This window comes from Pollutimonas subterranea, assembly GCF_002849655.1.
Lineage (GTDB): Bacteria > Pseudomonadota > Gammaproteobacteria > Burkholderiales > Burkholderiaceae_B > Pollutimonas > Pollutimonas subterranea.
In genome coordinates, this window is record NZ_PDNW01000001.1 from 13,023 (window position 1) to 39,783 (window position 26,761).

Annotated in this window: 26 protein-coding genes; 12 read left to right on the plus strand and 14 right to left on the minus strand. The window is 59.9% G+C overall.

Annotated features, from left to right (window positions below):
- Positions 1 to 4: 4 nt before the first annotated feature.
- Together CR159_RS00040 and CR159_RS00045 are read left to right on the plus strand one after the other, a co-directional pair.
- On the plus strand, positions 5 to 541 hold the full coding sequence (locus CR159_RS00040; RefSeq protein ID WP_233208109.1) for an isochorismatase family protein: 537 nt from the start codon (positions 5 to 7) through the stop codon (positions 539 to 541).
- A 112-nt stretch (positions 542 to 653) separates the two neighbouring features.
- On the plus strand, positions 654 to 881 hold the full coding sequence (locus CR159_RS00045; RefSeq protein ID WP_102071966.1) for a YMGG-like glycine zipper-containing protein: 228 nt from the start codon (positions 654 to 656) through the stop codon (positions 879 to 881).
- 65 nt (positions 882 to 946) lie between these two features.
- Here CR159_RS00045 and minE read toward each other — a convergent pair whose 3' ends face one another.
- The 4 genes from minE to CR159_RS00065 all read right to left on the minus strand — a co-directional run bounded on the left by minE (position 947) and on the right by CR159_RS00065 (position 4,724).
- A complete protein-coding gene (gene minE, locus CR159_RS00050) occupies positions 947 to 1,207 on the minus strand; it encodes a cell division topological specificity factor MinE (protein ID WP_073103520.1) in 261 nt (86 codons plus the stop codon).
- Between the two features lies 1 nt (position 1,208).
- Positions 1,209 to 2,024, minus strand: coding sequence for a septum site-determining protein MinD (minD, locus tag CR159_RS00055; protein WP_102071967.1), 816 nt, complete (start codon positions 2,022 to 2,024; stop codon positions 1,209 to 1,211).
- Positions 2,025 to 2,133: 109 nt separating this feature from the next.
- Complete coding sequence (gene minC, locus CR159_RS00060) at positions 2,134 to 2,913, minus strand: septum site-determining protein MinC (protein WP_102071968.1); 780 nt, start codon at positions 2,911 to 2,913, stop codon at positions 2,134 to 2,136.
- Between the two features lie 44 nt (positions 2,914 to 2,957).
- Complete coding sequence (locus CR159_RS00065) at positions 2,958 to 4,724, minus strand: glutamine--tRNA ligase/YqeY domain fusion protein (RefSeq protein ID WP_102071969.1); 1,767 nt, start codon at positions 4,722 to 4,724, stop codon at positions 2,958 to 2,960.
- A 110-nt stretch (positions 4,725 to 4,834) separates the two neighbouring features.
- Between CR159_RS00065 and CR159_RS00070 the strand changes: the two genes are divergently transcribed.
- Positions 4,835 to 6,175, plus strand: coding sequence for a cytochrome ubiquinol oxidase subunit I (locus CR159_RS00070; protein ID WP_102071970.1), 1,341 nt, complete (start codon positions 4,835 to 4,837; stop codon positions 6,173 to 6,175).
- Positions 6,172 to 7,251 (plus strand): cytochrome d ubiquinol oxidase subunit II, encoded by a 1,080-nt coding sequence (locus tag CR159_RS00075; protein ID WP_102071971.1) that lies wholly within the window; start codon positions 6,172 to 6,174, stop codon positions 7,249 to 7,251. Before CR159_RS00070 ends, CR159_RS00075 begins: the two co-directional genes overlap by 4 nt.
- A gap of 4 nt (positions 7,252 to 7,255) precedes the next feature.
- Here CR159_RS00075 and CR159_RS00080 read toward each other — a convergent pair whose 3' ends face one another.
- The gene (locus CR159_RS00080; RefSeq protein WP_233208141.1) at positions 7,256 to 8,647 is read right to left on the minus strand and encodes an ATP-binding protein; all 1,392 of its coding nucleotides are present in this window, start codon (positions 8,645 to 8,647) and stop codon (positions 7,256 to 7,258) included.
- Between the two features lie 8 nt (positions 8,648 to 8,655).
- Positions 8,656 to 9,357: a response regulator gene (locus CR159_RS00085; RefSeq protein ID WP_102071972.1), complete on the minus strand. Its 702-nt coding sequence runs from the start codon at positions 9,355 to 9,357 to the stop codon at positions 8,656 to 8,658.
- 106 nt (positions 9,358 to 9,463) lie between these two features.
- Here CR159_RS00085 and CR159_RS00090 point away from each other — a divergent pair, with 106 nt between their 5' ends.
- The 3 genes from CR159_RS00090 to recQ all read left to right on the plus strand — a co-directional run bounded on the left by CR159_RS00090 (position 9,464) and on the right by recQ (position 14,281).
- Positions 9,464 to 11,254 (plus strand): ClcB-like voltage-gated chloride channel protein, encoded by a 1,791-nt coding sequence (locus CR159_RS00090; RefSeq protein WP_102071973.1) that lies wholly within the window; start codon positions 9,464 to 9,466, stop codon positions 11,252 to 11,254.
- A gap of 95 nt (positions 11,255 to 11,349) precedes the next feature.
- Positions 11,350 to 12,462: a fimbria/pilus outer membrane usher protein gene (locus tag CR159_RS00095; RefSeq protein WP_102071974.1), complete on the plus strand. Its 1,113-nt coding sequence runs from the start codon at positions 11,350 to 11,352 to the stop codon at positions 12,460 to 12,462.
- Position 12,463: 1 nt separating this feature from the next.
- Positions 12,464 to 14,281: a DNA helicase RecQ gene (recQ, locus tag CR159_RS00100; RefSeq protein WP_102071975.1), complete on the plus strand. Its 1,818-nt coding sequence runs from the start codon at positions 12,464 to 12,466 to the stop codon at positions 14,279 to 14,281.
- A 283-nt stretch (positions 14,282 to 14,564) separates the two neighbouring features.
- Here the strand turns inward: recQ and ruvB are convergent, their stop codons facing one another.
- The gene (ruvB, locus tag CR159_RS00105; protein WP_102071976.1) at positions 14,565 to 15,629 is read right to left on the minus strand and encodes a Holliday junction branch migration DNA helicase RuvB; all 1,065 of its coding nucleotides are present in this window, start codon (positions 15,627 to 15,629) and stop codon (positions 14,565 to 14,567) included.
- A 130-nt stretch (positions 15,630 to 15,759) separates the two neighbouring features.
- Between ruvB and CR159_RS00110 the strand changes: the two genes are divergently transcribed.
- On the plus strand, positions 15,760 to 16,728 hold the full coding sequence (locus tag CR159_RS00110; protein WP_102071977.1) for a threo-3-hydroxy-L-aspartate ammonia-lyase: 969 nt from the start codon (positions 15,760 to 15,762) through the stop codon (positions 16,726 to 16,728).
- Between the two features lie 46 nt (positions 16,729 to 16,774).
- On the opposite strand, the gene ruvA is transcribed toward CR159_RS00110, so the two are convergent.
- Genes ruvA through CR159_RS00140 form a run of 6 tightly spaced genes read right to left on the minus strand, consistent with a single transcriptional unit; the run spans position 16,775 to position 22,040 of the window.
- Positions 16,775 to 17,350 carry a Holliday junction branch migration protein RuvA gene (ruvA, locus tag CR159_RS00115; protein WP_102071978.1) on the minus strand — a complete coding sequence of 192 codons (576 nt, stop codon included), beginning with the start codon at positions 17,348 to 17,350 and terminating at the stop codon, positions 16,775 to 16,777.
- Positions 17,351 to 17,379: 29 nt separating this feature from the next.
- A complete protein-coding gene (gene ruvC, locus CR159_RS00120) occupies positions 17,380 to 17,925 on the minus strand; it encodes a crossover junction endodeoxyribonuclease RuvC (protein ID WP_102071979.1) in 546 nt (181 codons plus the stop codon).
- On the minus strand, positions 17,925 to 19,517 hold the full coding sequence (purH, locus tag CR159_RS00125; RefSeq protein WP_102071980.1) for a bifunctional phosphoribosylaminoimidazolecarboxamide formyltransferase/IMP cyclohydrolase: 1,593 nt from the start codon (positions 19,515 to 19,517) through the stop codon (positions 17,925 to 17,927). The genes ruvC and purH overlap by 1 nt, the downstream gene beginning before the upstream one ends.
- Before the next feature lie 25 nt (positions 19,518 to 19,542).
- Positions 19,543 to 19,782: a helix-turn-helix domain-containing protein gene (locus CR159_RS00130; RefSeq protein WP_102071981.1), complete on the minus strand. Its 240-nt coding sequence runs from the start codon at positions 19,780 to 19,782 to the stop codon at positions 19,543 to 19,545.
- 31 nt (positions 19,783 to 19,813) lie between these two features.
- Positions 19,814 to 20,830, minus strand: a complete 1,017-nt coding sequence (gene dusB / locus CR159_RS00135; RefSeq protein ID WP_102071982.1) for a tRNA dihydrouridine synthase DusB — start codon at positions 20,828 to 20,830, stop codon at positions 19,814 to 19,816.
- 40 nt (positions 20,831 to 20,870) lie between these two features.
- A complete protein-coding gene (locus CR159_RS00140; RefSeq protein WP_102071983.1) occupies positions 20,871 to 22,040 on the minus strand; it encodes an FAD-dependent monooxygenase in 1,170 nt (389 codons plus the stop codon).
- Positions 22,041 to 22,104: 64 nt separating this feature from the next.
- Here CR159_RS00140 and CR159_RS00145 point away from each other — a divergent pair, with 64 nt between their 5' ends.
- From CR159_RS00145 to CR159_RS00160, 4 genes are all read left to right on the plus strand, one after another.
- Entirely contained in the window at positions 22,105 to 22,542 is a 438-nt protein-coding gene (locus CR159_RS00145) for an NINE protein (protein ID WP_102071984.1), read from the plus strand.
- Positions 22,543 to 22,894: 352 nt separating this feature from the next.
- A complete protein-coding gene (locus CR159_RS00150) occupies positions 22,895 to 23,230 on the plus strand; it encodes a hypothetical protein (protein WP_102071985.1) in 336 nt (111 codons plus the stop codon).
- A gap of 28 nt (positions 23,231 to 23,258) precedes the next feature.
- Positions 23,259 to 24,122, plus strand: a complete 864-nt coding sequence (locus CR159_RS00155) for a cytochrome c oxidase assembly protein (protein ID WP_102071986.1) — start codon at positions 23,259 to 23,261, stop codon at positions 24,120 to 24,122.
- Positions 24,123 to 24,138: 16 nt separating this feature from the next.
- Positions 24,139 to 25,647, plus strand: coding sequence for a beta-barrel assembly-enhancing protease (locus tag CR159_RS00160; protein WP_233208110.1), 1,509 nt, complete (start codon positions 24,139 to 24,141; stop codon positions 25,645 to 25,647).
- Between the two features lie 21 nt (positions 25,648 to 25,668).
- Here CR159_RS00160 and CR159_RS00165 read toward each other — a convergent pair whose 3' ends face one another.
- Positions 25,669 to 26,760: a YheT family hydrolase gene (locus tag CR159_RS00165; RefSeq protein WP_102071987.1), complete on the minus strand. Its 1,092-nt coding sequence runs from the start codon at positions 26,758 to 26,760 to the stop codon at positions 25,669 to 25,671.
- Position 26,761 lies beyond the last annotated feature (1 nt).

Here is a 26,761-nt window from a genome sequence, read left to right on the forward strand (position 1 = left end):
GCCCATGCTGAGCACCCACGATTCAATGGTTCTGTTGGTCGATATGCAATCGGCCTTGCTGCCGGCCATCCATGATCGCGAACGGGTGCTGGCGTGCGCCGAGCGCCTGGCGCGTGCAGCGCAACTATTGGGCGTTCCCGTGATTGCCACCGAGCATTGCGCCGGCAAAATAGGCGCGACCGACCCGGTGCTTAGGCGCTGGGTCGATCATGTCATTCACAAGACCCATTTCGACGCTACGCGCGAATCGCACTTTCGCCCCGATCTGCCTACGGGTCGCACTAACGTGTTGCTAATCGGCACCGAGGCCCATGTGTGCGTGTTACAAACCGGCTTGGGGCTCGCCCGCATTGGCTTGCAGCCCATTCTTGTCATCGATTGCGTGGGCTCGCGCCACCTGCACGACCAGCGGGCTGCAAGCCTGCGCTGGTCCCATTATGGACTCGAACAAATCACGTCCGAGATGGCGATGTTCGAATGGCTGGAAACCCCGGACCATCCGCAGTTCAAAGAAGTGCTCGCTCTCATTAAGGCCGGTTAAGTATTCCTGATACAACTGTTTCGCCTGTTAACCACGTAGTTCTTTCAGGGGTGCCGGTTCAGCGAAAACTGGAGTAACGTAAAGCATTGCTTGTAATGTCTGGAGATTGAATATGAAATTATCGTCCTTCACAAAGCTCGGCGCGGTAGGTGTACTGGCTTTCACCATGGCTGGCTGTTCCACATGGGACGGCATGAGTAGCCGCCAAAAAAGTGCAGCAACTGGCGCGGGTGTTGGAGCGGTGGGCGGTGCAGTACTGTCCAACGGTGGTGTGCTGGGTACGGTGGGCGGTGCGGCCATCGGTGGCGTCATCGGCGACCAAGTCGGCAAAAATCGATAAGATTGCTTCTGTAAAAAGCCGGCTCATCAAGAGCCGGCTTTTTTTTACCTTTACGCTTTTTCTGCTTAGCGCGTTTCGGGTTGGGGCATCTCGATTTTGACCTCAAGGATTTCGAGCGAATCCTGGCGGTCAAGATTTACCTTGATGTCTTCAGGATTGATCTTGACGTAGCGCGAGATTACCTCGACCAGTTCTTTCTGCAAGCGGGGCAGATAATCGGGAGTGATGCCATCGCCACGTTCGTTGATGAGGATGAGCTGCAAGCGGTCTTTGGCGACGCTGGCAGAAGTCTTTTTTTCACCGAGCAGGAAAGACAGAAAGGACATATTATTTTCCTCCGAAGAGGCGCTTGAACAGGCCTGGTTTTTCGTAATCGACGAAACGCAGAGGTTTTTCTTCGCCCAGATAGCGCGCCACGATGTCTTGGTAAGCGGCCGATACATCGCTATCGCGTATGTGGATGGCCGGAACGCCTTGGTTGGATGCCTGCAGCACCGATTCGGATTCGGGAACCACACCCAACAGCTTGATGCGCAGGATGTCTTCGATGTCTTTAAGCGACAGCATTTCACCATCGGCGACGCGCTTGGGACTGTATCGGGTAAGCAGCAGATATTCTTTGATGGGATCCTCGCCTTTTTCGGCACGCCGCGACTTGGCGGACAGTATCCCCAGGATGCGATCGGAGTCGCGTACCGAGGAAACCTCCGGATTGGTCACTACGAGCGCGTCGTCGGCGAAATACGATGCCATCAAGGCCCCGGTCTCGATACCGGCGGGTGAATCACATACGATGTATTCAAAGCCCATGCCGGCGAGGTCTTTGAGGGCCTTTTCGACACCTTCCTTGCTCAGCGCGTCTTTGTCACGGGTTTGGGATGCGGGCAGAATAAACAGGTTTTCAAGTTGCTTGTCACGGATAAGCGCCTGGTTAAGCGTGGCTTCCCCTTGGATGACATTTACGAAATCGTAAACGACGCGGCGCTCGCAACCCATGATGAGGTCGAGGTTGCGCAAGCCCACGTCGAAGTCGATAACCACTGTTTTATGGCCCCGCATCGCCAGTCCGGAAGAGAAGCTGGCACTGGTGGTTGTTTTGCCCACCCCGCCTTTGCCGGAAGTCACCACAACAATTCGCGCCATGACGATTGAATTCCTTTAGTTTGGGTAAATCACGTAATCGTATAGCAAAATCGTCACATAGTGCCCGATCTTGCTCCTATTTGTGCTTGGCTTGGCAACAAAAGATATCTTACTTGCCCAGTGCCGTAATCTTCAATTGATCGTCATCGAGCTGCACAATGGTGGGCTGGTTGAGCAGGCTTGGATCGAGCCGGGTTTCGATGACGCGATAAACACCCGCAATGGCCAGCAATTCGGGGTCGAGCTGAGTGGTGAATATTCGGGCGCTCGTGTCGCCCCGGGCGCCTGCCATCGCCTTGCCCCGGAGGGGGCCATAGACGTGGATGTTGCCGTCGGCAATAATTTCCGCACCCTGGCTTACGACACCAATAACGATAAGGTCGGTGTTGCGCGCGTAAATTCTCTGGCCCGATCGAAGCTGCCGGTTAATGACCATGGCGGCGGGAGCCACCTCGGGTGTCGCCGGTTCGGTCGGCAGATTGGCGGGCACTTCATCGGCCACGGGGGGCGCGACCACCGGTACGTCTTTATCGGCGACGGGCGTACTGGCGGGGCGGGGCGCCGGATTGGCCAGGTCGACCGTCACCAGGCCGCAGCGCTGTGCGGCTTCGAGGTTGGGGCCTTGCGCCACGACGCCGACCGGATGCAGGCGGTGTTCACTGAGCGCCTGGATCAATGCGGCCCAGTCTATGGGCTCGTCAATCTGGTTCGTGTCGATGACGACCGGCTCGTTCTCGAAGAACGAGCCCGCGTCACGCATGCGCTGTGCAAGGGCCGCGATGAGCTCGGTCGTATCGTGGCTATGCAGGACCACGCGCAAGGCGTAGAGCGTGGCGCTTTTGAAGTCCAGGGCCAGTTTGCCCTTGCGGTTTGAAGTTGAGTCGCTCACGGATCAAGTTTTCATAAGTAAGAAGTGGGTTATCTGTCGGCGCGTCAAGTTTTTTGCACCCAGGAATCCTTGAGCGTGACGGCGCGATTGATGACGGGTTTTTCTGGCGTGGACTCATGACGGTCTGCCACGAAGTAGCCTAGCCGCTCAAATTGCCAGGTAGCGCCCGGCGCTGCCTGTGTGCCGGGTTCGAGCCAGCCCTGTACGACCTGGCACGATTCGGGGTTCAAGGCAGCGAGAAAGTCTTTATCGCCCGCATCAGGATGCGGATCGCTGAACAGCCGGTCGTACATGCGGATTTCGGCCGCTACTGCATGTGCTGCGCTGACCCAGGTGATATTGCCTTTCACTTTGACGGAGTCGGAGCCTGGTGTGCCGCTTTTCGTTTCCGGAAGGTATTCGGCCTGGACTTCTATTACGTCTCCGTGTTCATTCTTGACGCAGCCCGTGCATTTGACGATATAGCCGTACTTCAGGCGTACCGTATTTCCCGGAAATAGCCGGAAATACTTCTTGGGCGGATCTTCCTTGAAGTCATCGCGTTCTATCCATAGTTCGCGCGTGAAGGGGAATTCGCGGGAACCGGCCGCGGAGTCATGGGGGGTGCGGGGCGCGTGGCACAGCTCGGTCTGGCCTTCCGGGTAATTGGTAATGACCAGCTTGACGGGATCGATGACCGCAACCGTGCGCATGGCCTTGGGGTCCAGATCGTCGCGCAAGGCTTGTTCCAGGACGCTATAGTCGATGCGCGAGTCGGCCTTGGATACGCCCAGACGTTCACAAAAAAGACGTATGGATTCAGGCGTGTAGCCGCGTCGACGCAAGCCGGCCAGCGTAGGCATGCGCGGATCGTCCCAGCCGTTCACGCGGCCTTCCCGTACCAACTGCAGCAGCTTGCGCTTGCTGGTGACGACATAACTGAGGTTCAGGCGTGCGAACTCGTATTGCCGTGGCAATGGCAGGGAGAGCTGGCCCAGTTCGGCAAGGTGATTGAGTATCCAGTCGTAAAAAGGTCGCTGGTCTTCGAATTCCAGTGTGCAGACGCTGTGCGTAATGCCTTCCAGCGCGTCCTCGACGGGATGCGCCCACGCGTACATGGGATATATGCACCACTCGTTGCCGCTGCGGTGATGCGCCGCGTGTCGGATCCGATACATGACCGGGTCGCGCATATTCATATTGGGCGAGCCCATGTCGATCTTGGCGCGCAGCGCCAGGCTGCCGTCAGGATGCTTGCCCTGGCGCATTTCCTCGAGGAGCGCAAGCGATTCCTCGGCGGGACGGTTGCGCCATGGCGAGTCTTTGCCTTTCTCGGTAAGCGTTCCGCGCATGGCGCGTATTTGCTCGGCGTTTTGCTCATCGACATAGGCGTGTCCGGCTCGCACCAGCTCTTGTGCGAACAGGTACATGTAGCCAAAGTAGTCGCTGGCAAAGTAGCAGTTGGATTCCTCGCCGTACGTCCAGTCGAAGCCCAGCCACTGCACCATGTCGATAATGGCGTTGACGTATTCTTCTTCTTCTTTTTCGGGGTTCGTGTCGTCGAAGCGCAAATGGCAGGCACCGTGGTAATCGCGGGCCAGCCCGAAATTCAGGCAAATTGCCTTGGCATGTCCGATATGCAGGTAGCCGTTGGGCTCGGGCGGAAAACGCGTACGGATTTGAGCGGTGTCGACGCTGCCTTGCTGCTGCACCGACGCTGGCCCGGGCTTGCCTGCCCAGCGCTTGCCGGCATAGCGGCCCTTGGCAAGGTCGTTGTCGATGATGGTGCGCAGGAAATTCGAGAGGGGAGCAGGGCTCGGTACAGAAGTCATACGGGATAAGCAGTGAAATGGCGGGCGAAGTAAGCATTTTGCCACGTTCAGGCTTAATTGCCTGCGCGCCACGGCAGAAATCGCGAACTGGCTCTAAACTAGCGCACATTATGACGTACTCGACCTTGTGGTTATCGCAAATCCAGTTCTTTTCGAGCCTGGGCTTTATGGTGCTGTTCCTTGTCATAGAACTGGGACTGGCATGGGTGCTGCTGTATTTCAAAATACGCTCGCTCGGGGCCGGCAAATCGCCATGGACCGAGGCGTATCGCTTCTGGGTGCGTGTGTTTGCGCTGGCCTTTGTCCTGAGCCTTGCCTCCGGCATGCCGGTACTGATCCAGTTCGGAAGTCTTTGGCCGACGCTCATGGACAAGATTGGCGACGTGGCTGGCCCGTTGCTAGCCGCCGCTATCCTGTCCACCTTCATTTTCAAATCCTGTTTCCTGGGCGCCATGCTTTTCGGACAACGCTACGTTTCCGACAAGGTACATGCCTTGCTGGTATTCATGGTCGCCGTGGGTGTGCTGGTTTCATGCTTCTGGCTATTGGTATTGTTGTCGTGGATGCATACGCCCTCAGGCGTCAGCTGGACGGAAGGGCAATATCAGGTGGTGGACTGGTGGGCGGTGCTGCTTAATCCCGCCTTGCCCTGGTATGCGGCTATTTTCCTTTTTTCCAGCGCACTCACGGTGGGCTTCCTGATGCTGGGCGTAGGTGCCGCACAAGCCCTGCGCCGGCCGGTCAACGAAAGTGAACGCCTCGTGTTCAGAACTGCCGCCTCTATCGCCTGTGTTGCGGTAGTGCTTCAAGGACTGGCGGTGGTGGGGGCGGGCCGTATGACCGCGCAATACCAGCCTGCCAAGGCAGCTGCTGCGGCCGCCTACTGGCGCAGCGGCCCGCAGGCTGATTTGATCTTGTTCGCGATGCCGGACGAGCAGGCGGCGGTCAATCGCATGGACTGGACATGGCGCAATGCCGGTAGTCACTGGCTGCAGCGTGATGACAGCGGCAACCTCAGGGGATTGGACCGGTTCGCAGGGATGGCGCCACCGGTGGGCCTGACCTTCTGGTCGTTCAGGCTGGCATTCCTGATAGGCGTGATCATGGCGCTTGTTGCCTCGATCACCCTGTGGCGCGCGCATCGTGTTCACTACGACCCGGGCGCCTTGTCGCGCGGATGGCGGCATGTCCTTGCCGGCATGACATTTTCGGGCTGGATGCTGTTGTTGACCGGTCTTGCCTATTTGCTCTTTGGCTCTTTCCCCTATGCCGTCACGGGCACCATTACGGTAAGCGAGATCGCGGGAAGTATCCATTTCGACGCATTGCTGGGCGGGTATATTGCCTACCTGGTGCTTTACGCCGCGCTGCTGGCGGGCTTCTTCCAGCTTCTGCGGCATATTGCGCGATATGGTGTCGTTCCCATCGCCCGGCGCAGGGGGCGCGCATGATTGCTACGCTTGCTACGGCGCTTGGGGTGAACGCCCACGATCCGGCGTTCTGGATGCCACTGGTTTTCATGGCCTTGTTGTTTGCCATTATCGTGGCCGGAACGGTACTGGACGGATTCGATATCGGCGTAGGTTGCCTGGCTTTGTTCGCGCCATCCGACTTGCGCCCGCGCATGCTTTCATTGCTCAGTCCCTGGCGCGACGCGAATGAATTCTGGCTGTTCCTGGGCATGGGTCTCTTCGTCGCGGCGTTCCCTCACGCCTGGGGAAGCGTCATGGGTGAGCTTTACCTGCCGTTGTGCATTCTTGCGCTGGGTGTGCTGTTGCGCTCGGTGGCTTTCGAACTGCGTTTGCGCTCGCCGGTAGAGCTGCAGTCCCGCTGGCTGTTCGGCTTCGCATTGGGTTCCCTTATCACCGCGCTGGCGCATGGCTTCCTGCTGGCCCAAGTCGTGGTCACGTATCAGGACGACGTCGGCTATCTATGGTTCTCGCTGTTCGTGGGCTTATCAGCGGTTGCGGCCTATTGCCTGCTGGGCTCGGCCTGGCTGATCATGCGCGTGGGAGGGGAGCTGCGCGCCAGGGCGGTGATGTGGGGGCGGCGCGCCGTTCGTTGGGCGGCAGCAGGAGCAGTTGGTGTCTCGGTGGTGCTTGCTTTCGGAAATGCCGGCATTTTCCTGAAATGGAGCGACGGCCCGCACTGGTCCATCGTGGTGGCCATGTGGTTCAGTGTGCTGATCTGTTTTGTCTCCATCGAAATGTGCTTTCAACGGATGATCAACAGCAGTTACCGCACGACAGCCCTGCCGTTTGTCATGACCCTTATGGTATTCCTCATTACCTTGGGCGGGCTCGGCTACAGCTTTTTTCCTTACCTGGTGCTGGACGATATAACCATCTGGGATGCCGCGGCATCGGTTGATTCGCTACGGCTGGTTCTCGCCGCCACGGTGGTGGCCTTGCCCGTCGCCCTGATCTTCAATCTGTGGGTCTATTGGCGAATGTTCGGTTTATCCATAGCGCCCACACCTCCCGAATTCAAGGATCAGCGCGCTGGCGGCGGCAACATCGTTGTGTGATGCCTCAGAGCACCTTCAGGCGTGGAAGAGTGATAGTGACTTGCAGCCCGCCCGAGGGAGCCTGGCCCAGGTCCAGCGTGCCGTGGTGTGCCTTGACGATCGCGTCGGCCAATGCCAACCCCAGTCCCACCGAACCGGTGAGCGTGCGGGCCTCATCCAGCCGCGAGAACGGGCGTAATGCTTCTTCCCGCCGTTCGGCCGAGATTCCCGGGCCGTGGTCGGAAACGGTAATGATCGCATCGTCCTTCGTGGCGTCCAGAGCGACTTCCACCGGCGCCTTTCCATGGTTCAGTGCATTGGTGATCAGGTTGTCGAGCAACCGGCCCATTGCCAGCCGATCGGCTTCAAGAGTCAACGGCTGCGCGCTGGAGCGGACCAGCGTCACGGGGCTGCCTGTGCTTTCCCATGCCGCAACCTGCTCTTCAAGCCAGGTGTTCACGTCCAGGGCGGCGAACTGGTAGGAGCCCGGGTCGGAGCCGCGCACGAAGCCGATGAACTGGTTCACCATGCGCTGCATGTCCTGAACGTCCTTGAGCATGCCCTCTTTGAAGGTGGCGTCCTCCATCATTTCGATGCGTAGCCACATGCGCGACAGCGGTCCTTTCAGGTCGTGGGGCAAGCCGGCGAGCAACGTTCGCTGTACCGCCGCGGATTGTTCCAGGGTGTCGAGCATGGCATTGAAACGTTCGCCGAGAACCCGTGTCTCGCTGGGCCCGGACGGTGTGACGCGCTGGGGCTGGCCGGCGGCAAGTTGATCCGCCGCCTTGGCCAGCCGGGTCAGGGGACGGGTAATGTGCCAGGAAAATGCCGCTGCCAATAGCAGGAACACTCCCATGCCGGTCAGCCATACGGCGATCAACGGCGTTGCCACGGGCGGCGCGATCCGGTCCAGCGGAATGACCATCCATTCCCGGTTGCGCCGGGATTCGTCCAGGTCCGCATCAGGCAACATCGATATGTACAGGCGCGGCTCTGGTCCGCGCGAAAGCGCGACACGCGTGTCGTCGCTTAGCCGCCTGTTCAGCGCCTGGACAAATGTGCGCAGGTTGTTCCTGATGTCATTGGGAGGCGGGCGGTGGTCGTGCCGATTCTCCCGCGCGGGGCGCCGTTCTTCGAGGCTGGCGTCCGAAGGCAGGCTGCGCGACCACAGATGCCATTGGTTTTGCGAGGCAGTACGTACGAAACCCGGCCGCTGCTCTGCAGGAATTTCCGCCAGTGCGGCCCGCAGGGTGCGTATGGTCGTGGCCGTGAATTCGACGGCAACCTCTTCGGTGAACTGCTTGCGATAGTGGGATACGGTGGCAAAGGTGGCAGCCTGGACCAATAATATGGTCCCCAGCGTAAGCAGAACCATGCGCGTGCGCAGCGACCGAGGCAACAATGAACGCAGCGTCATCGTGCGAGTCACGGCGAAAACCGGTAGCCGACTCCCCAGACGGTCTGTATCCAGCGCGGCTGCTTGGGATCGTCCTCGATGGCGCGACGCAGGCGCAGCACCGCAATGTCGATGGCCCGGTCATTGCGTTCGCCTTCGTCATCGTCACGTGCCAGGGCCAGCAGGCGATCCCTGGACAAGGGCTTTCCGGGGTTATTGATCAAGGCCTCCAGCAAATTGACTTCACCTCCGGTCAGCTTGATGATGGCGTCTTCCTTGCTGAGTTGCCGGGTAGAAGGGTCGAAGACGAATGGACCAAACACTACCGGCTTGTCCTTGGTGAGTGCCGATGCGCCTTTTTTTCGACGTAATACCGCCTCGATGCGCGCCAGGAGTTCGCGCGGGTCAAAAGGCTTGCCCAGGTAATCGTCAGCCCCGGCCTCCAGGCCGATGACGCGGTCCACGGTCTCGTCGCGTCCAGTGAGTAAAATAACGGGGATGTCCTCACCCTGCTGCCGCAGGCGGCGGCAGGCTTCCGCCCCATCGCCGTCCGGCATCATGCGGTCGAGTACGATCAGGTCGGGTGAATACCGTTGAATGCGGGCAGCCAGGTCGCTGGCGTCGGGCGCAAGCAGCGTGTCGTAACTATGACGGTTAAGATAGTCGGCAAGCAGTTGGCGCAAGGCGGGATCGTCGTCAACGACCAGTACTTTTACTAGGGGATTTTCCATAGGCCAAAGTGTGCCCCTTGGCCTGGCGTCTGGCAAGCGCCGGAAATCGACTGAAATAGGTGTCGGCGCCGATGCATGGCTTCATGTTTATTTACACGGGAAACAAATGATAGGGCACCCCATACATTCCATGCGCAAGCGCCTCGCCGGCTATTCGTGGCTATCGGATTTGCCCGCTATGTTGTGCTGGGCCGCATTGACCGGGGTCCTGGGTGCATTCAGCACCATCCTGTTTCACGAGGGCATGCACCTTATACAGAACCTGGTCGCCGGCCGTAGCGGCTCTATTGTGGGCGTCACACAGAGTCTCCCATCGTATGGGCGCTTGCTGTTTCCTGCCGTCGGCGGGCTGGTGGCAGGTATCTTGTTGTGGCTGGCATCAAAAATGGGCGCCGGAGCGCACTCCGACTATATGGAAGCGGTGGCCCTCGGAGATGGCCGGTTGTCGATACGGCAAGGCCTGTTGCGCTCGCTTTCATCGTTATTCACGGTGGCGTCGGGCGGCTCCATCGGACGCGAAGGCGCCATGGTGCATATGGCGGCGCTCGGCGCATCGGCAATAGGCCGGTTCACGTCTTTCGGCACGTCCCGCTTGCGCCTGCTGGTGGCGTGTGGCGCGGCGGCGGGCGTGGCGTCCGCTTATGGTGCGCCCATCGCAGGCGCATTGTTCGTGGCTGAAATCGTACTGGGCACGATGACCATGCAGAGCTTCGGCCCGCTGCTTGTGGCGGCGGCCTCCGCGAACGTCGTCATGCGCATGACCGGGCATTATCAAACTACATACGCCATGGCCGATATGCCGGAAGTTCCCGGCATTGAAGTGCTTCCCTTCGTACTGCTGGGCGGGGTGGCCGGTCTGGCCGCTCCCATGTTCCTGAAGTTCCTGGATGTCGCGCGCAATCGATTCAAAAGTACCGGGCTGCCGCTGCCCATACGCCTGGCCCTGGGCGGCGCCTTGCTGGGCGCGTTGCTGATGATGCTGCCTGAAGTGGCGGGCAATGGCTACAGCGTGGTGTCTTCCTTGCTGCACACATCCTGGACCTGGCATGCCGTTGTCCTGATTCTGATTTGCAAGGTGCTGGCCACAGCGCTGACCGTGGGCTCGGGGGCGGTAGGGGGGGTATTCACGCCCGCTCTTTTTGTGGGCGGGGCCATCGGGACACTGTTCGGGAAGCTAATGGAGCTGGCCTGGCCGGGCATGACGACCGAGATATACATGTATACATTGGTTGGCATGGGGAGTTTCCTGGGGGCGGCGACCAGTGCTCCGCTCATGGCTATATTGATGATATTCGAGATGACCCTGAGCTATCAATTGGTCCTGCCCCTGATGCTCGCCTGCGTGATTGCGTATTTCGTATCGCGTGCAGTGGCCGAGGTCGCCATGTATGATGTAACGGTTGTGCGCGAACGCGATGCTGTGTTGCGCCAACAACTGCGCAGCACGATGCTCGACGAACTGTTGCGCCCGGCTACGACCGTCGTCGTGACGACGTCGCCGGTCAGCGAGGCGCTGCAGATGTTCCTGGACTATCCCGTCAGGTATCTGTATGTGGTCGACGAGGAAAATATTTTCCAGGGCGTCATCGCCCAGCAGGATCTGACCAGCTTATTGCTGGGCCAAAGCGACATACACGCGAGGCTGGCCGGCGAGGTGTTGCGCCGCGATTTCGTCAAGACGCTGCATCCCGGCATGACACTGGACGAAGCCCAGGATATCTTCGTGCAGTTCCAGGGCGAGCGCCTGCCCGTGGTCAGCCGCGGCGAGCAACCCACGCTGCTTGGCGTGGTCTACAAGTCATCGGTGCTGGAAAAATATAGCGCCATCAAGCGATCCTTGGATGCCGGCGGCGAGGCCATGTTGGCGTTTGGACCCATACGCCGCCCACGTAACTGAGCTCACGCTCCGAATTTACCGAGACAACGATTTCCCTGGTTTACATGACGTTTTTTCCAACGATACAGCGATTGACCTGCATAGCCACGTGGTGCATGTTGGCAGCTTCCACCTGGACCGATAGCGCCGGAGCGCGATCCGGCCCTACGCTGCGCGACCTGGCGCCCATACAGTTGTATGCGGTGCCTGAGGTATCGGTTGATCCGCCACGCCCCTTGTCCGATCCGGCCGATGCCGGGCCGATGTCAGGCGTACCCATATTGGACGCAATGGATTCTGCCGATGCGCTCGAGATTCCGGATATTCCCTACGATTATTTCTGGGGCGAGACCGATTTTCAGAAGTGGCATCGAACCAAAGTTTCGAGGGCCTCGCCGGGCTTGCTCGGCTCGCTGGGACGGCAGCGCGCGCCGCGCTTGCGGGCCAGATGGTTGTCGACACCGTCCCAGGGTCCATGGACATTCGGGGCCAGCAACTGGCGCTATACCGGAGAACAGGGACTGGGCGTGAGCCTGGGCAATAACGAAATCGAGGTGCCGGCCTGGGGCAACACGGCGCGGATGGGCGGCATCAGCGTGTCGCAATCGTCCCAGGCGGGCTCTGATAGCCAGCGGTGGCAGTATGCCGTATCGGTGGGCGCTTTGGATTATTCCAGCCAGCCTCAAGGCGACCTGAACTATGGCCCGACGGCAAGCAACACGGTTTTGCGTTATCAGGTCAATCCGCAGGTCACGCTGGAGTCCCAGCTGGAGACGGCGCCCGATTTGATTACCACGGGCGTAGGAGGGCGTTACGCCACCGACGGCTGGGGCGCCTGGAGCGCCGGCGTTGCCAAGGCCAGCTACGGCATGCATCAAGGCTGGCGATATCAGGCGGCCTACGAGGTCGATGTGCTCGATACCCTGCAGCTATCCTGGCTGAGCGAGCGCCACACCACCGGCTTCGCCGACCTTAGTCGCTACGCCGACGGCATATCGGTCGGTGGCGTCCGGCAGCAGGTATCAGCCAGCGTACCCTTGGGGCGCTGGGGAGACGTAGCAGGGATGTATGAAAGTTCGCGTCCTTCCGTCGGAGATACGCAACGCAGCTTTGGGCTTACGCAACAGTTCTGGTACAGCCCTAATCTTCGCATCGGCCTCAAGGCAGAGCGCCAGCTTGTCACTGGCGACTATGATGTAGGCATTCGTTTTTCAGTTCCTATCAATTAGCATGCACACCTCGTCCCTCGAAACGCTACAGCAAATTTTTGGTTACGACTCTTTTCGTGGCGACCAGCAGGCTATCATCGACCATGTCGTACAGGGTGGTGACGCCTTGGTGCTCATGCCGACCGGTGGCGGGAAATCTCTTTGCTATCAGATTCCGGCGCTGGTTCGTCCGGGAACCGGCATCGTGATTTCGCCCCTGATTGCACTCATGCAAGACCAGGTCGACGCCTTGCTCGAGCTGGGCGTGAGGGCGGCTTTCCTGAACTCTTCGCAAGACTGGCGTACCTCGCGCGACGTGGAGCAAGCGTTCCTGGCCGGCGAATTGGACTTGTTGTACGTCGCGCCGGAAAGGCTGCTGACAGACCGGTGCCTGGAACTCTTGTCCGGCGGGCGGATTTCACTGTTTGCCATCGATGAGGCGCATTGTGTATCGCAGTGGGGGCACGATTTCCGGCCCGAATATCTGGGCTTGTCGCTGCTGCATGAGCGATGGCCAAATGTGCCGCGACTGGCTCTGACGGCGACAGCAACCACCGTTACGCGGCGTGAAATCGCCGAGCGCCTGGCTCTGGACGATGCGCCGCATTTCGTCGCCAGTTTCGATCGGCCCAATATCCGTTACCGCATCATTGAAAAGAACGAAGTCAGGCGGCAATTGCTGGCCTTTATCCAGGCCGAGCACACGGGCGATTGCGGAATCGTGTATTGCCTTTCCCGCGCCCGCGTGGAGGAGACCGCCGAATTCCTGTGCCAGAACGGAATCGATGCGCTTCCTTACCATGCGGGATTGAATCCTGCCGTGCGTGCTGCGAATCAAGCGCGTTTCTTGCGTGAAGAAGGCATGGTCATGGTGGCCACTATTGCATTTGGCATGGGAGTGAACAAACCGGACGTACGGTTTGTTGCGCACATAGATTTGCCCAAATCGGTGGAAGGCTATTATCAGGAAACAGGCCGAGCAGGACGCGATGGGCAGCCGGCAACCGCATGGTTGGCTTATGGGCTGCAAGATGTGGTCCAACAGCGCCGCATGATCAATGAATCGGCCGGCGACGACGCATTCAGGCGTCGCCTGGGAGCGCAGCTTGATGCCATGCTGGGCCTGTGTGAAACCGTCACGTGCCGGCGCCAGCGGTTGCTGGCCTATTTCGAACAGACCATAGAGCCTTGTGGCAATTGCGACACCTGCCTGGAGCCGCCCCAGGCGTGGGACGGTACGATTGCCGCCCAGAAGATTCTGTCGGCGGTCTATCGTTTATGGCGTGAACGGGGTCAGCGTTTTGGCGCCGGCCATCTGATCGATATCCTGCGTGGCAAGTCTACAGACAGAATCCAGCAATACCAGCATGAAACGATGACTGTTTACGGAATAGGCGCTGACTTGTCGGAACAGGCGTGGCGCGGTGTACTAAGGCAATTGCTGGCCCAAAGCCTCCTGGCTGTCGACCATGAGGGATACGGTACCCTGGCGCTCACGGATGCTAGCCGTGCAGTGCTCAAGGGCGAACGCACCTTGATGTTTCGTCGCGAGCCGGAAAAGAAAGCGCGCAGTTCGCGCAGCACGGGCGCAAGCAAAAGCAAGGAAGCCATTGTCCTGCCCGGAGAAGCCCAGCAGCGTTTCGAGCATCTCCGGACATGGCGCTCGGAAGTGGCGCGCAGCCATGGCGTGCCGGCCTACGTCATCTTTCATGACGCCACCTTGCGGGAAATTGCGTTGTCGTGCCCGCAAACGCTGGACGACCTCGGTGGCATCAGCGGCGTGGGCGTGCGCAAGCGCGATGCCTATGGGGAAGAGTTGTTGCGGTGTGTACGGGGCTAGTTTTTGATGACGTTGCCCGGGGTGGGTGACGGCAGTCCGGCACGGCGTGCTTATTTCCGCGTCTGCCTCGTCCAGCCGGGCGTCGGCCGAACTCCCTGCGCTTCGCTCCGGTCAGACAGCGGCCGACGACACCTCCCGGCTTCCCTTCGGCAGCACGCGGCGCACGCCTACTCGCCGGACTGCCCCCGCCCACCCCGTACAACTGCGCAATAGGAAACTTGCCGGCCTTACGGCCTGATTCCGGCTTCAAATCAAACGTGCACTTTGTCGCCGGTGATTCAAGTCAGGAAAACAAGTCGGGTGTTCCGGCGGGTTTGGGCGGTGCAAGACCCAGGTGCTTCCAGGTGTTTTGTGTGGCCATGCGGCCCCTGGGAGTGCGTTGCAGGTAGCCGTGCTGTATCAGGAAAGGCTCGATCACGTCTTCGATGGTGTCGCGTTCTTCGCCGATGGCGGCGGCCAGGCTGTCTACCCCGACCGGCCCGCCGTCGAATTTGTGGATGATCGCTTCCAGCAGCTTGCGGTCCATGAGGTCCAGGCCCTGTGGGTCGACTTCCAGCATGGCCAGTGCCGCGCCAGCCACGGCTACATCGATACGGCCGTCGGCCTTGACCTCGGCATAGTCGCGCACGCGGCGCAGCAGGCGGTTGGCAATGCGCGGTGTGCCGCGTGCACGGCGCGCTATTTCGGCGGCGCCGTCGGGCGTGGTTTGTGCGTTCAAGAGTTGTGCGCTGCGCTTGACGATATGGGTGAGATCCTCGGCACTATAGAACTCCAGGCGGGACACAATACCGAACCGGTCGCGCAGCGGATTGGTCAGCATGCCCGCGCGTGTCGTCGCCCCTACCAGGGTGAAGGGCTGCAGATCGATTTTTACGCTGCGTGCCGCAGGTCCTTCACCGATGAGGATGTCGATCTGGAAGTCTTCCAGGGCCGGATACAGGATTTCTTCCACTACCGGCGACAGGCGGTGGATTTCGTCGATGAACAGGACGTCATTTTTTTCGAGGTTGGTGAGCAGGGCGGCAAGGTCGCCGGGTCGCTCGAGCACCGGACCCGACGTTTGTCGTAGTTGCACGCCCATTTCATGCGCCACGATATGGGCCAGGGTAGTCTTGCCCAAGCCGGGCGGGCCGAACAGCAATACATGGTCGAGGGCCTCGCCGCGATTCCTGGCGGCCGCAATGAAGATTTCAAGCTGTTCGCGCACCCGATGCTGTCCGATGTATTCGCTGAGTGCGCGCGGCCGCAAGGCGCGTTCGACCGAATCTTCGTTGGGAGAGGCGCTTTGCGGCGCGACAATGCGCTCGATTGCTGCAATGCTGGACAGTGAGTCGGAATGAATGGCCATGGGATTGTTGCTGATTATATTTACAGTGCTTATCGTACTCTACTCCGCAACCGTTGCGCAGACCTACGCCGATTGCAGCATAATTCCGGCTGTCGCGGTTATCGTATTTTCTTGAGCCGAGCGTATTTCAATGAATTCCACACTACCCACTTATGACGATGTCGCCGCTGCCAGCCAGCTTCTCAGCCAGGTGGTACACCGTAGCCCGGTTCTAGTCTCACAGACACTGAACAAGCGCCTGGGGGCAGAGGTGTTCTTCAAGTGCGAAAACTTCCAGCGCATCGGCGCGTTCAAGTTCCGTGGCGGCTACAACGCCGTGGCCAGGCTATCGGATGAGCAGCGCAGGGCGGGCGTCGTGGCATTTTCGTCCGGCAACCATGCGCAGGCAATTGCGCTGGCCTCCCAACTGCTGAACGTCTCGGCCACCATCGTGATGCCACATGACGCGCCCGCCGCAAAGGTAGCGGCCACTATCGGGTATGGCGCCCGCGTTGTCAGCTACGACCGCTACACTGAAAACCGTGAACAAATTGCACTTTCGCTGGTCAATGAGCAAGGCCTGACCCTGATCCCACCCTATGATCATCCCGATGTTATCGCGGGCCAGGGCACCGCGGTTCAGGAGCTCCTTGAAGACGTAGGCGGCCTGGATTCGCTGTTTGTACCGTTGGGCGGCGGCGGTTTGCTGTCGGGGTCCTTGCTATCGGCCCATGCGCTCGCGCCGGAATGCGCCGTGTATGGTGTGGAGCCAGAGGCCGGCAGCGATGGCCAGCAATCGTTCCGCAGCGGTCAGATCGTGACCATCGCTCCGCCCAGCTCCATTGCCGACGGGGCGCTTACCGCCGGCCTGGGCACGCTTACTTTCCCCATCATTAAGGAATATGCACGCGACATTCTTACCGTCGACGACTCGCAATTGATACAAGCCATGCGGTTTTTTGCTGAACGCATGAAAATGGTGGTGGAGCCTACAGGCTGCCTGGGCGCGGCAGCCGTACTGAACGAGATCGTGCCGGTCCGGGGCCAGCGCATAGGCGTAGTGCTGAGTGGCGGCAATGTCGATCTGGCGGCTTATGCAGGGTTTCTGCAAACGGTTTGACCCGCTGGCGGGGCGCTGTCCACGTTCTTCTGCGGCGGGTGCCCCGTCAGCCGCGGGCCAATGATTTCAGGGCAAATCGAATTCCCTCGGCAACCTCCAGGTCTTCGGGAAGGTTCTTCAGGGCCGCTTGCGATTCGCTGGTGGAATAGCCCAGCGACAGCAAGGCATTGAGAATGTCGTCCCGGCCAGCCGAGTGCGAACCGGGTGTATGGCCAAGGTCTGCGCCCAGCTTGCCGCGTAATTCGAGCAACAAGCGTTCGGCTGTCTTCTTGCCGATACCTGGAACGCGCGTAAGGCGACCGCTTTCCTGTTGCGTGATTGCGCTGGCCAGCTCTTCCACGGTCATGCCGGATAACACCGCCAGCGCGGTGCGCGCCCCGATGCCGCTTACCTTGATAAGCAAGCGAAATGCGCTGCGTTCCCCGGCAGTGGAGAAGCCGTATAGCGTATGGGCGTCTTCCCGTACCGCCAGATGTGTGTGCAAGGTGACCTTGGCGCCATTTTCCGGCAGGTTGTACAGGGTACTCATGGGTACATCGATTTCATAGCCCACGCCGCCCACGTCGATACAAACGACGGGAGGGGTCTTTTCCAGCAGCGTGCCGGTAATTCTTCCGATCATGGAGCCGTCCTCTTTACAAATTTTACAGATTAGCTGACCAGCCGCCCGCCGCGTACCCGGGCGGTATGGCTCGCGGTGAGCTGCCCGGTTTCCTTGAGGCGCTGGGTCAGCGGATTGAAATGCGCATGGCAAATGGCGCAAGCCAGGGCGTCGGCCGAATCGGCTGCGGGCAGGCCGCTCAAGGCCAGCAAATGCTGGACCATTTTCTGTACCTGCTCCTTGGCGGCATGCCCATTTCCGACGACCGATTTCTTTACTTGCAGCGCTGTGTATTCGTACACGTCCAGGTCGCTGTCGGCCAGCGCGCACATGGCTGCACCGCGAGCCTGCCCCAGCAACAAGGTGGACGCCGGGTTGGTGTTGACGAACACCTTTTCCAGCGCCGACACCGTAGGCTGGGTGCTTTGTACCACTTCGCGGATGTTGTCCAGTATGACCTTCAGGCGTTGGGCCAGAGGCTGGTCAGGCGGCACGATAATGGTGCCGCTGGCCACGTAGTGCAGGCGCGAACCCAGGACGTCGATGACGCCAAAGCCGGTACGCCGCAACCCTGGATCGATTCCGAGTATGCGCATCAGTGGCGGAAGTGCCGCGCGCCGGTCAGGACCATGGCAATACCCCGTTCATTGGCTGCGGCGATCACTTCGTCGTCGCGCATGCTGCCGCCGGGCTGGATGACGCACGTGGCGCCAGCGTCGGCCACGACATCGAGGCCATCGCGAAACGGAAAGAATGCGTCCGAGGCGACTACCGAGCCGGCCAGCACCAGGCCGGCGTTCTCGGCCTTGATGGAAGCAATTCGGGCGGAATCGATTCGGCTCATTTGGCCCGCGCCTACGCCCAGCGTCATGCCGTTGCCCACGAAAACGATGGCATTGGACTTGACGTACTTGGCTACCTTCCAGGCGAACATCAGGTCCTTCATTTGTTGTTCGCTGGGGGCGACCGCCGTGACCAGCTTGAATTCGTCTTGTGGGACCTGAAGGCAATCGGGATTCTGCACCAGCCATCCGCCACCGACACGCTTGATGTCGAAGGCATTCTGGGCATCTCCCAGAGGCACTTGCAATACACGCACGTTTTTCTTGGCGGCAAAGATGGCCAGGGCTTCGCTGGAGTATTCAGGCGCCAGCAACACTTCCACGAACTGTGTACTGATGGCTTGAGCAGTCGGCCCGTCCACCGGACGGTTGAAGGCAATAATGCCGCCAAACGCGGATGTGGGATCGGTCTTGAAGGCTTGCTGGTACGCATGCAAGGGGCTATCGCCCAGGGCAACGCCGCAGGGATTGGCGTGTTTGACGATCACGCAGGCGGTGCTTTCAAAGCTGCGTACACATTCCCATGCGGCATCCGCGTCGGCGATATTGTTGTAGGAAAGTTCCTTGCCCTGCAACTGGTGATAGCTGCCGAGCAGCCCGGCGCCGATGGGCTGGTCCACGTAAAAGGCGGCGGCCTGATGCGGATTCTCGCCGTAGCGCAGGACTTGCTGCTGCTTGAGCTGGACCGTAAGCGTACGCGGCCATGTGCTGCGTTCCGGGGCCTGGTCTTGTACCGGTTCCGCCACCGAAAGGCTGCTCAGGTAGGCCGCAATGGCGCCGTCGTAGGCGGCGGTGTGTGCGTAGGTTTTGGTCGCCAATTCCAGGCGCAAGCCATAAGAAGGGTGCCCATGAGGGCCGTCCATGTCGGCAAGGACGCGCTGGTAATCGGCGGGGTCGATCACGACAGTAACGCCGCCCTCGGGTGTGCCGTGATTCTTTGCAGCCGCACGCAGCATGGCCGGCCCACCGATATCGATGTTCTCGACGGCGTCGGCAAAGGTGCAGTCCAGTTTGGCGACGGTTTCGCGAAATGGGTACAAATTGACGACCAGCATGTCGATGCGGTCGATTCCATGGTCTTCCAGGGTCGCCAGATGTGCCGCACTGTCGCGACGTGCCAGCAGCCCACCATGTATCTTGGGATGCAAGGTCTTGACGCGCCCATCGAGGATTTCCGGGGAGCCGGTATGCGCGGCGACCTCGGTCACGGCCAGACCAGCCTGCGCCAGCAGTTTGGCCGTGCCTCCGGTCGACAGCAGGCGCACGCCCCGCTGGGTCAAAGCCTGGGCAAATTCAACAATACCGGTCTTGTCGGAAACCGAGAGTAGGGCTGTCTGGATTTTCATGGTTGGATTCAGGAATTAAAGAAGATTAGGGTTGCAGATTATGGGCGAGCAGTTTCTTGCGCAGGGTACTTCGCGTGATGCCCAGCATCTCGGCGGCCTTGGATTGATTTCCGCGGGATTTCTCCAGTGCAACCTGCAGCACGGGACGTTCGACGCAGTTGACGACCATGGCCAGCATGTCGCGCGGCTCCGAGTCGCCCAGGTCCGTGAAATAGCGTTCAAGCCGATCGCGCACGGATTGCTCTAGGGGGTTTGTGTTGCTCATGATCCTTGCTATTGATAGTGTGCGACGTGCTTCAGGCTTGCGCCTGGGCCGTCTGAGCCTTTATGGGCTCGTTGGGTGGATGGCGATCAAACCAGCGCTGGAGCGCCAGGGTTTGGTCGCGCGTGTTGCCAATTTCATTGATGCCAGGCAGCCAGTCTGCGGAGTCCGGCATCGTGGACAGGTACCAGCCAATATGCTTGCGCGCCGATCGCACGCCCGTATATTCGCCGTAAAACCGATAGTGGTCTTCCAGGTGATCCAGCAGGCAATCCCGCAGCTCGCCATACGTTGGCGGCGGCAAGTATTGCCCCGTCATCAGGTAATGGCTGATTTCCCGGAAAATCCAGGGCCTGCCCTGGGCGGCCCGCCCCACCATGATGGCATCGGCACCCGTATACTCTAGTACGTATTTTGCTTTATCGGGACTATCGATATCCCCATTGGCAATGACAGGAATTGTGAGCGCCTGTTTTACGTCCCGTATCGTATCGTACTCGGCCTGGCCCAGGTACATGTCGCAGCGGGTACGGCCGTGCAGGGTCAGCGCGGCAATACCAATATCTTGCGCCAGTCGCCCGACCCTGACCGCATTGCGCGATGCGCGGTCCCAGCCGGTGCGGGTCTTCAGGGTGACGGGTACATTCATCGGCCGACAGGCCGTCACTACTGCATCCAATATCCTTGCTATGCGGTCTTCGTCGCGCAACAGCGCTGAACCTGACGCCACATTGCATACTTTCTTGACTGGGCAGCCCATGTTGATGTCGATGATGCGGGCGCCCTTGTTGATGTTGAACACGGCGGCCTCAGCCATCATGTTGGGGTCTGAGCCGGCGATCTGGACGGCGATGGGATCTATTTCCCCTTCGTGATCCAGGCGCCGTGATGTTTTGACGCTATCCCAGAGCTTCGGGTTGCTGGCCGCCATTTCAGACACGGCGTAGCCCGCTCCCAGCATTTTGCAGAGCTTGCGGTAGGGGCGGTCGGTTACGCCGGCCATGGGAGCGACGAAAACCGGATTGGGAAGAGACCACGGGCCGATGAACATCGGGGGATTTTAAACCCGAACGGATTTCCTGGCTTAAGGCTCAGGTACGTAGCCCTTGCAATAGCTGGCGCGCCAGTGAGTTGCGCAGTGGAGGCACAAGGTCCAGAGTCAATAGGGCCAGACCGCAGGCATGTTCCACCAATGGGTTGCCGGTGGTGAAGACGCGGGGCAGGAAATCAGTGATTCCTGCCGTCAGCCAGCGGTCGGGACGCCGGTTGCGGGCAAACTGATCCAGCAGGTGGGTCGCGTCGCCTTGCGGTCGGGCCAGCCAAGGTGCCAGGGCCTGGCCTAATTGAGCCGCGTCGCGCAACCCCAGGTTCAGACCCTGCCCGGCGACCGGATGCAGGGTCTGGGCCGCGTTGCCAATGGCGATCGTGCGCACATTCACCAGTGACGGGCCGGCGTGCAGCGACAAGGGAAATACGTGCCGCTCGCCGATGCATTGAAACCGACCCAAGCGGTCCCCGAACGTTTCGTGCAGGACGGCACTGAAGGCTTCGTCGGATTGCGCCATGAGCGTTTCGGCTTGGATAGGAGAACAGCACCATACGATGCCGTACAGGTCCTTGCCCTGCGGCTGCGGCAAGGCGGCCAGCGGTCCTTGCGCCGTGAATCGTTCGAAGGCCCATCCCGGCTTGGGCCGGACGGCGCGCACGGTGGCCAGGACGGCATGCTGGTTGTAGTGACGTTGGACTCCGCGCGGCCTGGAACCGTCAGACTGAACCGCAAGCGCGCTGCTGATGTGCTTGTCGCCAATCTTAAACCTGACCCGCGCGCCGTCGACATGGCCCGGCGGCGACGCATCGATGAGCGTTACGCCGCTGGCGCGCAAGGCGCCGTGCAGGCTGCCCAGCAGCGCGTCGTAGGCAACGACGCTGCCAAGGCGCGGGACGCCGAGTTCCTGGTGGTCGATAAGCGTTCGCCCGAGCCGCCCTTGCTGGGAAACATGCACGGCATCGATGTTGGCGGACTGTTCCGGCCACGCGCCCAGTTGCTCCAGCAATACACGACTGCCGTGATTCAGCGCCAGCGTTCGCGGGTCCGGCGGGCGCGTGGGCGAACCGCCAGTCGTGTCGTCGGGCTGGGTCATGTGACGCCCCAGAAGCGCAATGCGAGTGGGATCGGGCGACTTGCTGGCCAGAATGAGAGCCAGTGCGCTGCCCACGGGGCCTGCTCCGCTTATGGCGATGTCGTATGTGGGGGAGTCCATGCGTGTTCCATGCTCAACTACAATGTGCACAAGTTTTTTTACGTTTCTGTGACCGGGGTTCTATATGAAGCAATTTAACACTCCTGTCCGGCATCGCAGCAAGGTGCTTGCTGCGTGGCTAGCCTTCCTGTTGGGCGTCGTGGGCGCGCATTGGTGGTATATGGGAAGACGAGGCGCATGGCTGCTTACGGCATTTGCCCTTGTTATGCTGGGGTTGACCCGGCTTTATCCCGTGTGGTGGGATAGTCCTCCTTTTCTCATACTGATTGTGCCCATTGCCGCCGGGTTCATCGAGGCGCTGGTCTTCGCGCTCATGGCCGATGAAAAATTCGACGCGAAATACAATCCAGGTTCCGGCATTGCCACGCGCACCGGCTGGAATGCGGTCATTGCCGCCATCGTTACCACGTTCGTGGGCGGTAGCGTGCTGATGTTCGGCATCGCACTGATCGTCGTCCATGTGTACACCGCCATGGGCTGGCTGGATGGCTATGTGTTGTAGGCACACGCCGTTGTTTGCTGTCCCAATGCCTTGAAATTCCAGGCTTTAAGGCTTGTCCGAACCGGGCCAAGCGGCTACAATGCTATGTGTTCAATTTATAGGAGCTGTGCGGTGAATTCCGACCCCGGCGATAGTAGCAGTCGATCTAGTATCGGCTATTTCATTTCCAGGCGCGTCCAGGCAGAAGCAGCTTAAATTCAGCACAGCTTTAGCCACGCCCTGGTTTTCCATGGGCGTGGTGGTTTGAAGATACTTCGCGTATTCGAACTCCCGTCAATTCAAAAAACAACCTGTTGCGCGCGTCGCGGCAGGTTTATGTGCTGTCTTGCAGCACACTGACTGCGGAGGGTCTATGCGCCTTTTCAATTTATTTCTACGCCGTGCAGGCGTCCAGACTGCGCCAGTTCGCGTCCCCAGCTCAGTCTCGCGTTTGACCGTAGTGTGCCCGCGCCATATTCTGGCCGATGTACGCAAGCAGATCTATCAAGACTTCGAGGCAGCCGGCCTGAGCGTTGCCAACTTGCTGGTCGATCATGCGCCGCAGCAGGGTATGGCTACGGCGTGCGTTACGGTAAATTGCCCGCCGGAACTGCGTTCCGTGCTCATGTCGCAAGCACGCCAGATCAGTGCCTACCCGGGCGTGCAACGCGTGCAGTGGGGCGATCGTCGTCACATTGCATTAAACTAGCAGGGTCGCGCTTACCGGATTCTTACCCATGACTGTTATCGATTGGCTTACACCCTGGGAGCTCTCTCCCGCGTTGTTGCTGATGTTTTTCGTGGGAAGCTGGGCATTCATACGCGGAACGCGCGTCCATAAAGTCACGGCGACTCGCCAGGCCTTCTTCTGGATCGGCATGGTGCTGCTCTATCTGTCGATGCACACGCGCGTCGACTACTACGCCGAGCGCATGTTCTTCATACACCGGCTCCAGCATCTGGTATTGCATCACCTTGGGCCGCTATTCATCATGGGCGCTTATCCCGGCCAAGTGATGCGCGCGGGCCTGCCCAAGTCATGGCGCCTGCGCCTGCGCGACTTCCGTGTCAGCAGGCCGGGGCGCATGCTTATTGCCGTCCTTACCAACAAAATCTTCGTGCCGGTGCTGTTTGTGGTCCTGGTGCTCGGGTTCCTGATCCCTACCGTACAGTTCTACTCCATGCTCGACTGGCGCCTGTATCGATTCATGAATTGGTCGGTCGTCATAAGCGGGTTCATGTACTGGAACCTCATTCTCGATCGGCGGCCAAGCCCTCCGGCGGTGTTGTCGCCGGGCGGGCGAATCATTTCTCCCGTCCTGACCATGGTTCCCCAGATGGTCGTGGGCGCCATCATCACATTCACCGAATACGATCTTTACCCCATTTTCGACCTGTGCGGACGGGCCATACCGGGTATGACGGCCCTGACCGATCAGGCTATAGGCGGTCTTACCATGTGGGTGCTGGCGGGATTTGTCGAGGTGTTCGGCCTGTTGTTTGCCCTTGCCACGCTTATGCGGCTTTCCGGCAGGAATCGCTTACCCAACAAACAAGATGTCTTGCGAGCGCGGCAGTCTGCCGTGTCGCCGGCATCGTGATAGCAGTTTCCATGCCATGACTGTTTCCCGACCCGCCCTGCGAACTACTCCATGCGCCACGTTTCTGTGCGCGGGCCTGCTTTCGCTGCTGTGCTGGTCGGTTCCCGTACATGCCCAGCCGATGGGGTTGCCCAGCATGGGGTCTGCGTCGTCCGCCGAATTGCCGCCTTCGCTGGAGCGTACGCTGGGCGACGCCATCATGGAGCAGGGGCGTCGCGATCCCGACTACATCGGGGACCCCGACATCAGCCAGTACCTTACTGCAATGGGCCGGAACCTGGCGGCGCATGCGCCGGTCAGCCCGGGGCAGCCTATTACGGTCTTCGGGGTACGAGACCCGCAAATCAATGCGTTCGCCTTGCCAGGGGGATACATCGGCATCAATAGCGGACTGCTGGTATCGGCGCAAAATGAGTCTGAAGTCGCCTCGGTCATTGCGCACGAGATCGGCCACGTTGCACAACGCCATATTGCGCGCGGCATGACGCAACAATCGCAAAGCAGTGGCGTCATGATGGCAGCCGTGGCGGCCGCGCTTTTGGCCGCGCTTTCGGGCAGCGGCGACCTGGCCATGGGTATCGCCGCGTTCGGGCAGGCGGCGGCCGTCGACAGGCAGCTTGGCTTTTCGCGACAAGCAGAACAGGAAGCTGACCGCGCGGGGTTCGAAATGATGCGCAAGGGGGGCTACGATCCGCGCGGCATGGTGAGCATGTTCAATTTATTGTCGAACTCGGCACGGCTTAACGAAGGCAAGGGCGGCGGCGACTATGCCAGTACGCACCCGCTATCCATCCAGCGCATGTCCGATATCGAGAATCGTGTCAGCGACATGCCGCTGGCCAACCCAACGAGCAGCGACTCATTCTGGTACATCCGCGCCAAGCTGCGTGTTGTGCAGGCACGAAACAGCCAGGCACAGCGTATGGCTGTCGAGAAATTGCAACTTGATGCACAGCGGGCAACCGGACTGGAACAGTCCGCCGCATGGTATGGCCTGGCGTATGTCGCGCTCCAGAAAAAGGACCTCGCCCGGGCTGAACAAGCCTTGCGCAATGCCCAGAAAGACGGCGGAAACTCACCTGAAGTTGCGGGGCTTGCCGTTTCCCTTGCCGTGGCGCAGAGGAATACAGCCGGGGCGTTGACCCTTGCCGATGATGCATGGCGGCGCTGGCCCGATAGTCAGGGCATTGCCCTGAGCCGGATCGAAGCATTACAGAAGACGGGTCAAGACTCCGTCGCCGTGTCGTTTCTTCAGCAAAGAATCAAGCAATGGCCCGATGTTCCCCGCCTGCACCAGTTGCTGGCGCAAAGCCAGGAGCGCCTAGGGGAAAAGGTTGCCGCCCGGCGCACAATGGCAGCCTATTACGATCTTACCGGGGCGCTGCCGACTGCCGTGGAGCAGCTGCAGCAGGCGCGCAGCATGACCACGGACTTCTATGTCCAGTCGGAACTCGATGTGCAGATCCGAACCCTTAAAGAACGATTGAAAGCAGACCGAGCACTGCTCGAACGATTCAAGTCGTAGGGGCGAGATCAGGGGCGGTACTTATGTGCCGCTTTCGAAGAAGCGCGCCATTCGTCCGGGTAGCCATCCGAGATGTCCCGGAAAACTGCCTGTAACGAATCCCACATGACCGCCTTCGGCGGGCTGCTGCAACACCACGCTTGATGAGCAATCATGCGAACCGGGTAGCGAAGGCTCAGGAATGAAGGGGTCGTTGCGCGCATTCACGATCAGTGTCGGTACGCCGATGGTTTTCAGGTGCGGCTTGCTGGAGGCCCTGGTCCAGTAATCGAGCGCATTCTTGTAGCCGTGCATGGGCGCGGTATACAGGTCGTCGAATTCGCGCAGGGTTTTGACCTGGCTTAGGCGCAACGCATCGATATTCCCGGGAAACCGCTTGGCTTTTTCCATGATCTTGGTTCTCATGGTGATCAGGAAATGCCGCGAATACAAATGCCTGCCCAAGCGCGTCTCGGAAAGGCAGTTGCCGCAGGCAACCAGATCCAGGGGTACCGAGATGGCAACACTTGCGGCGAGCCACGATAAGGCTTCGCCTTGCTCACCGATATATTTTAGCATGGCATTACCGCCAAGCGAGACACCCGCCGCATGCCACCGGGCGTTGGGCAGGCGCTGCCGCAGCGTGTCAAGGATGAATCGGATATCTTCGGAATCGCCGGAAAAATAGGAACGCGCCATTCGATTCGGAAAGCCCGAGCAGCCGCGAAAATGGGCGATAACGACTATCCATCCGCGAGCGCGGAAATGCTGGGTGATGGCTTGGGCGTAATGGCTGTGACTGCTTCCTTCCAGGCCGTGGAAAAGTACCAGTGCAGGTGTGTCGACTGCGCTGGGTAAACTGAGCCAGTCTTCGTCCTGCATCCAGCGCCTGGCCGCGGTCTTCGCCAGCCGAACATCTGGCTTGGACACCGTGCCATTAGCCAGCTTGTCGGTAAAAAGCCCCGGTCCCGTCCAATCCAGGTCCAGAAAATCGCCATCCGGCGTGGTGAGGCGTTCGCGCACAAACGAAATATGGTGATAGCGGGCCACGAGGGCGCCATAAAGCGTCTGCAGGTGACCGCCGGGCAGCCAGCCGGGAGTCGGACAGGGAGAGGTATCGATCTGTGCTGTCACG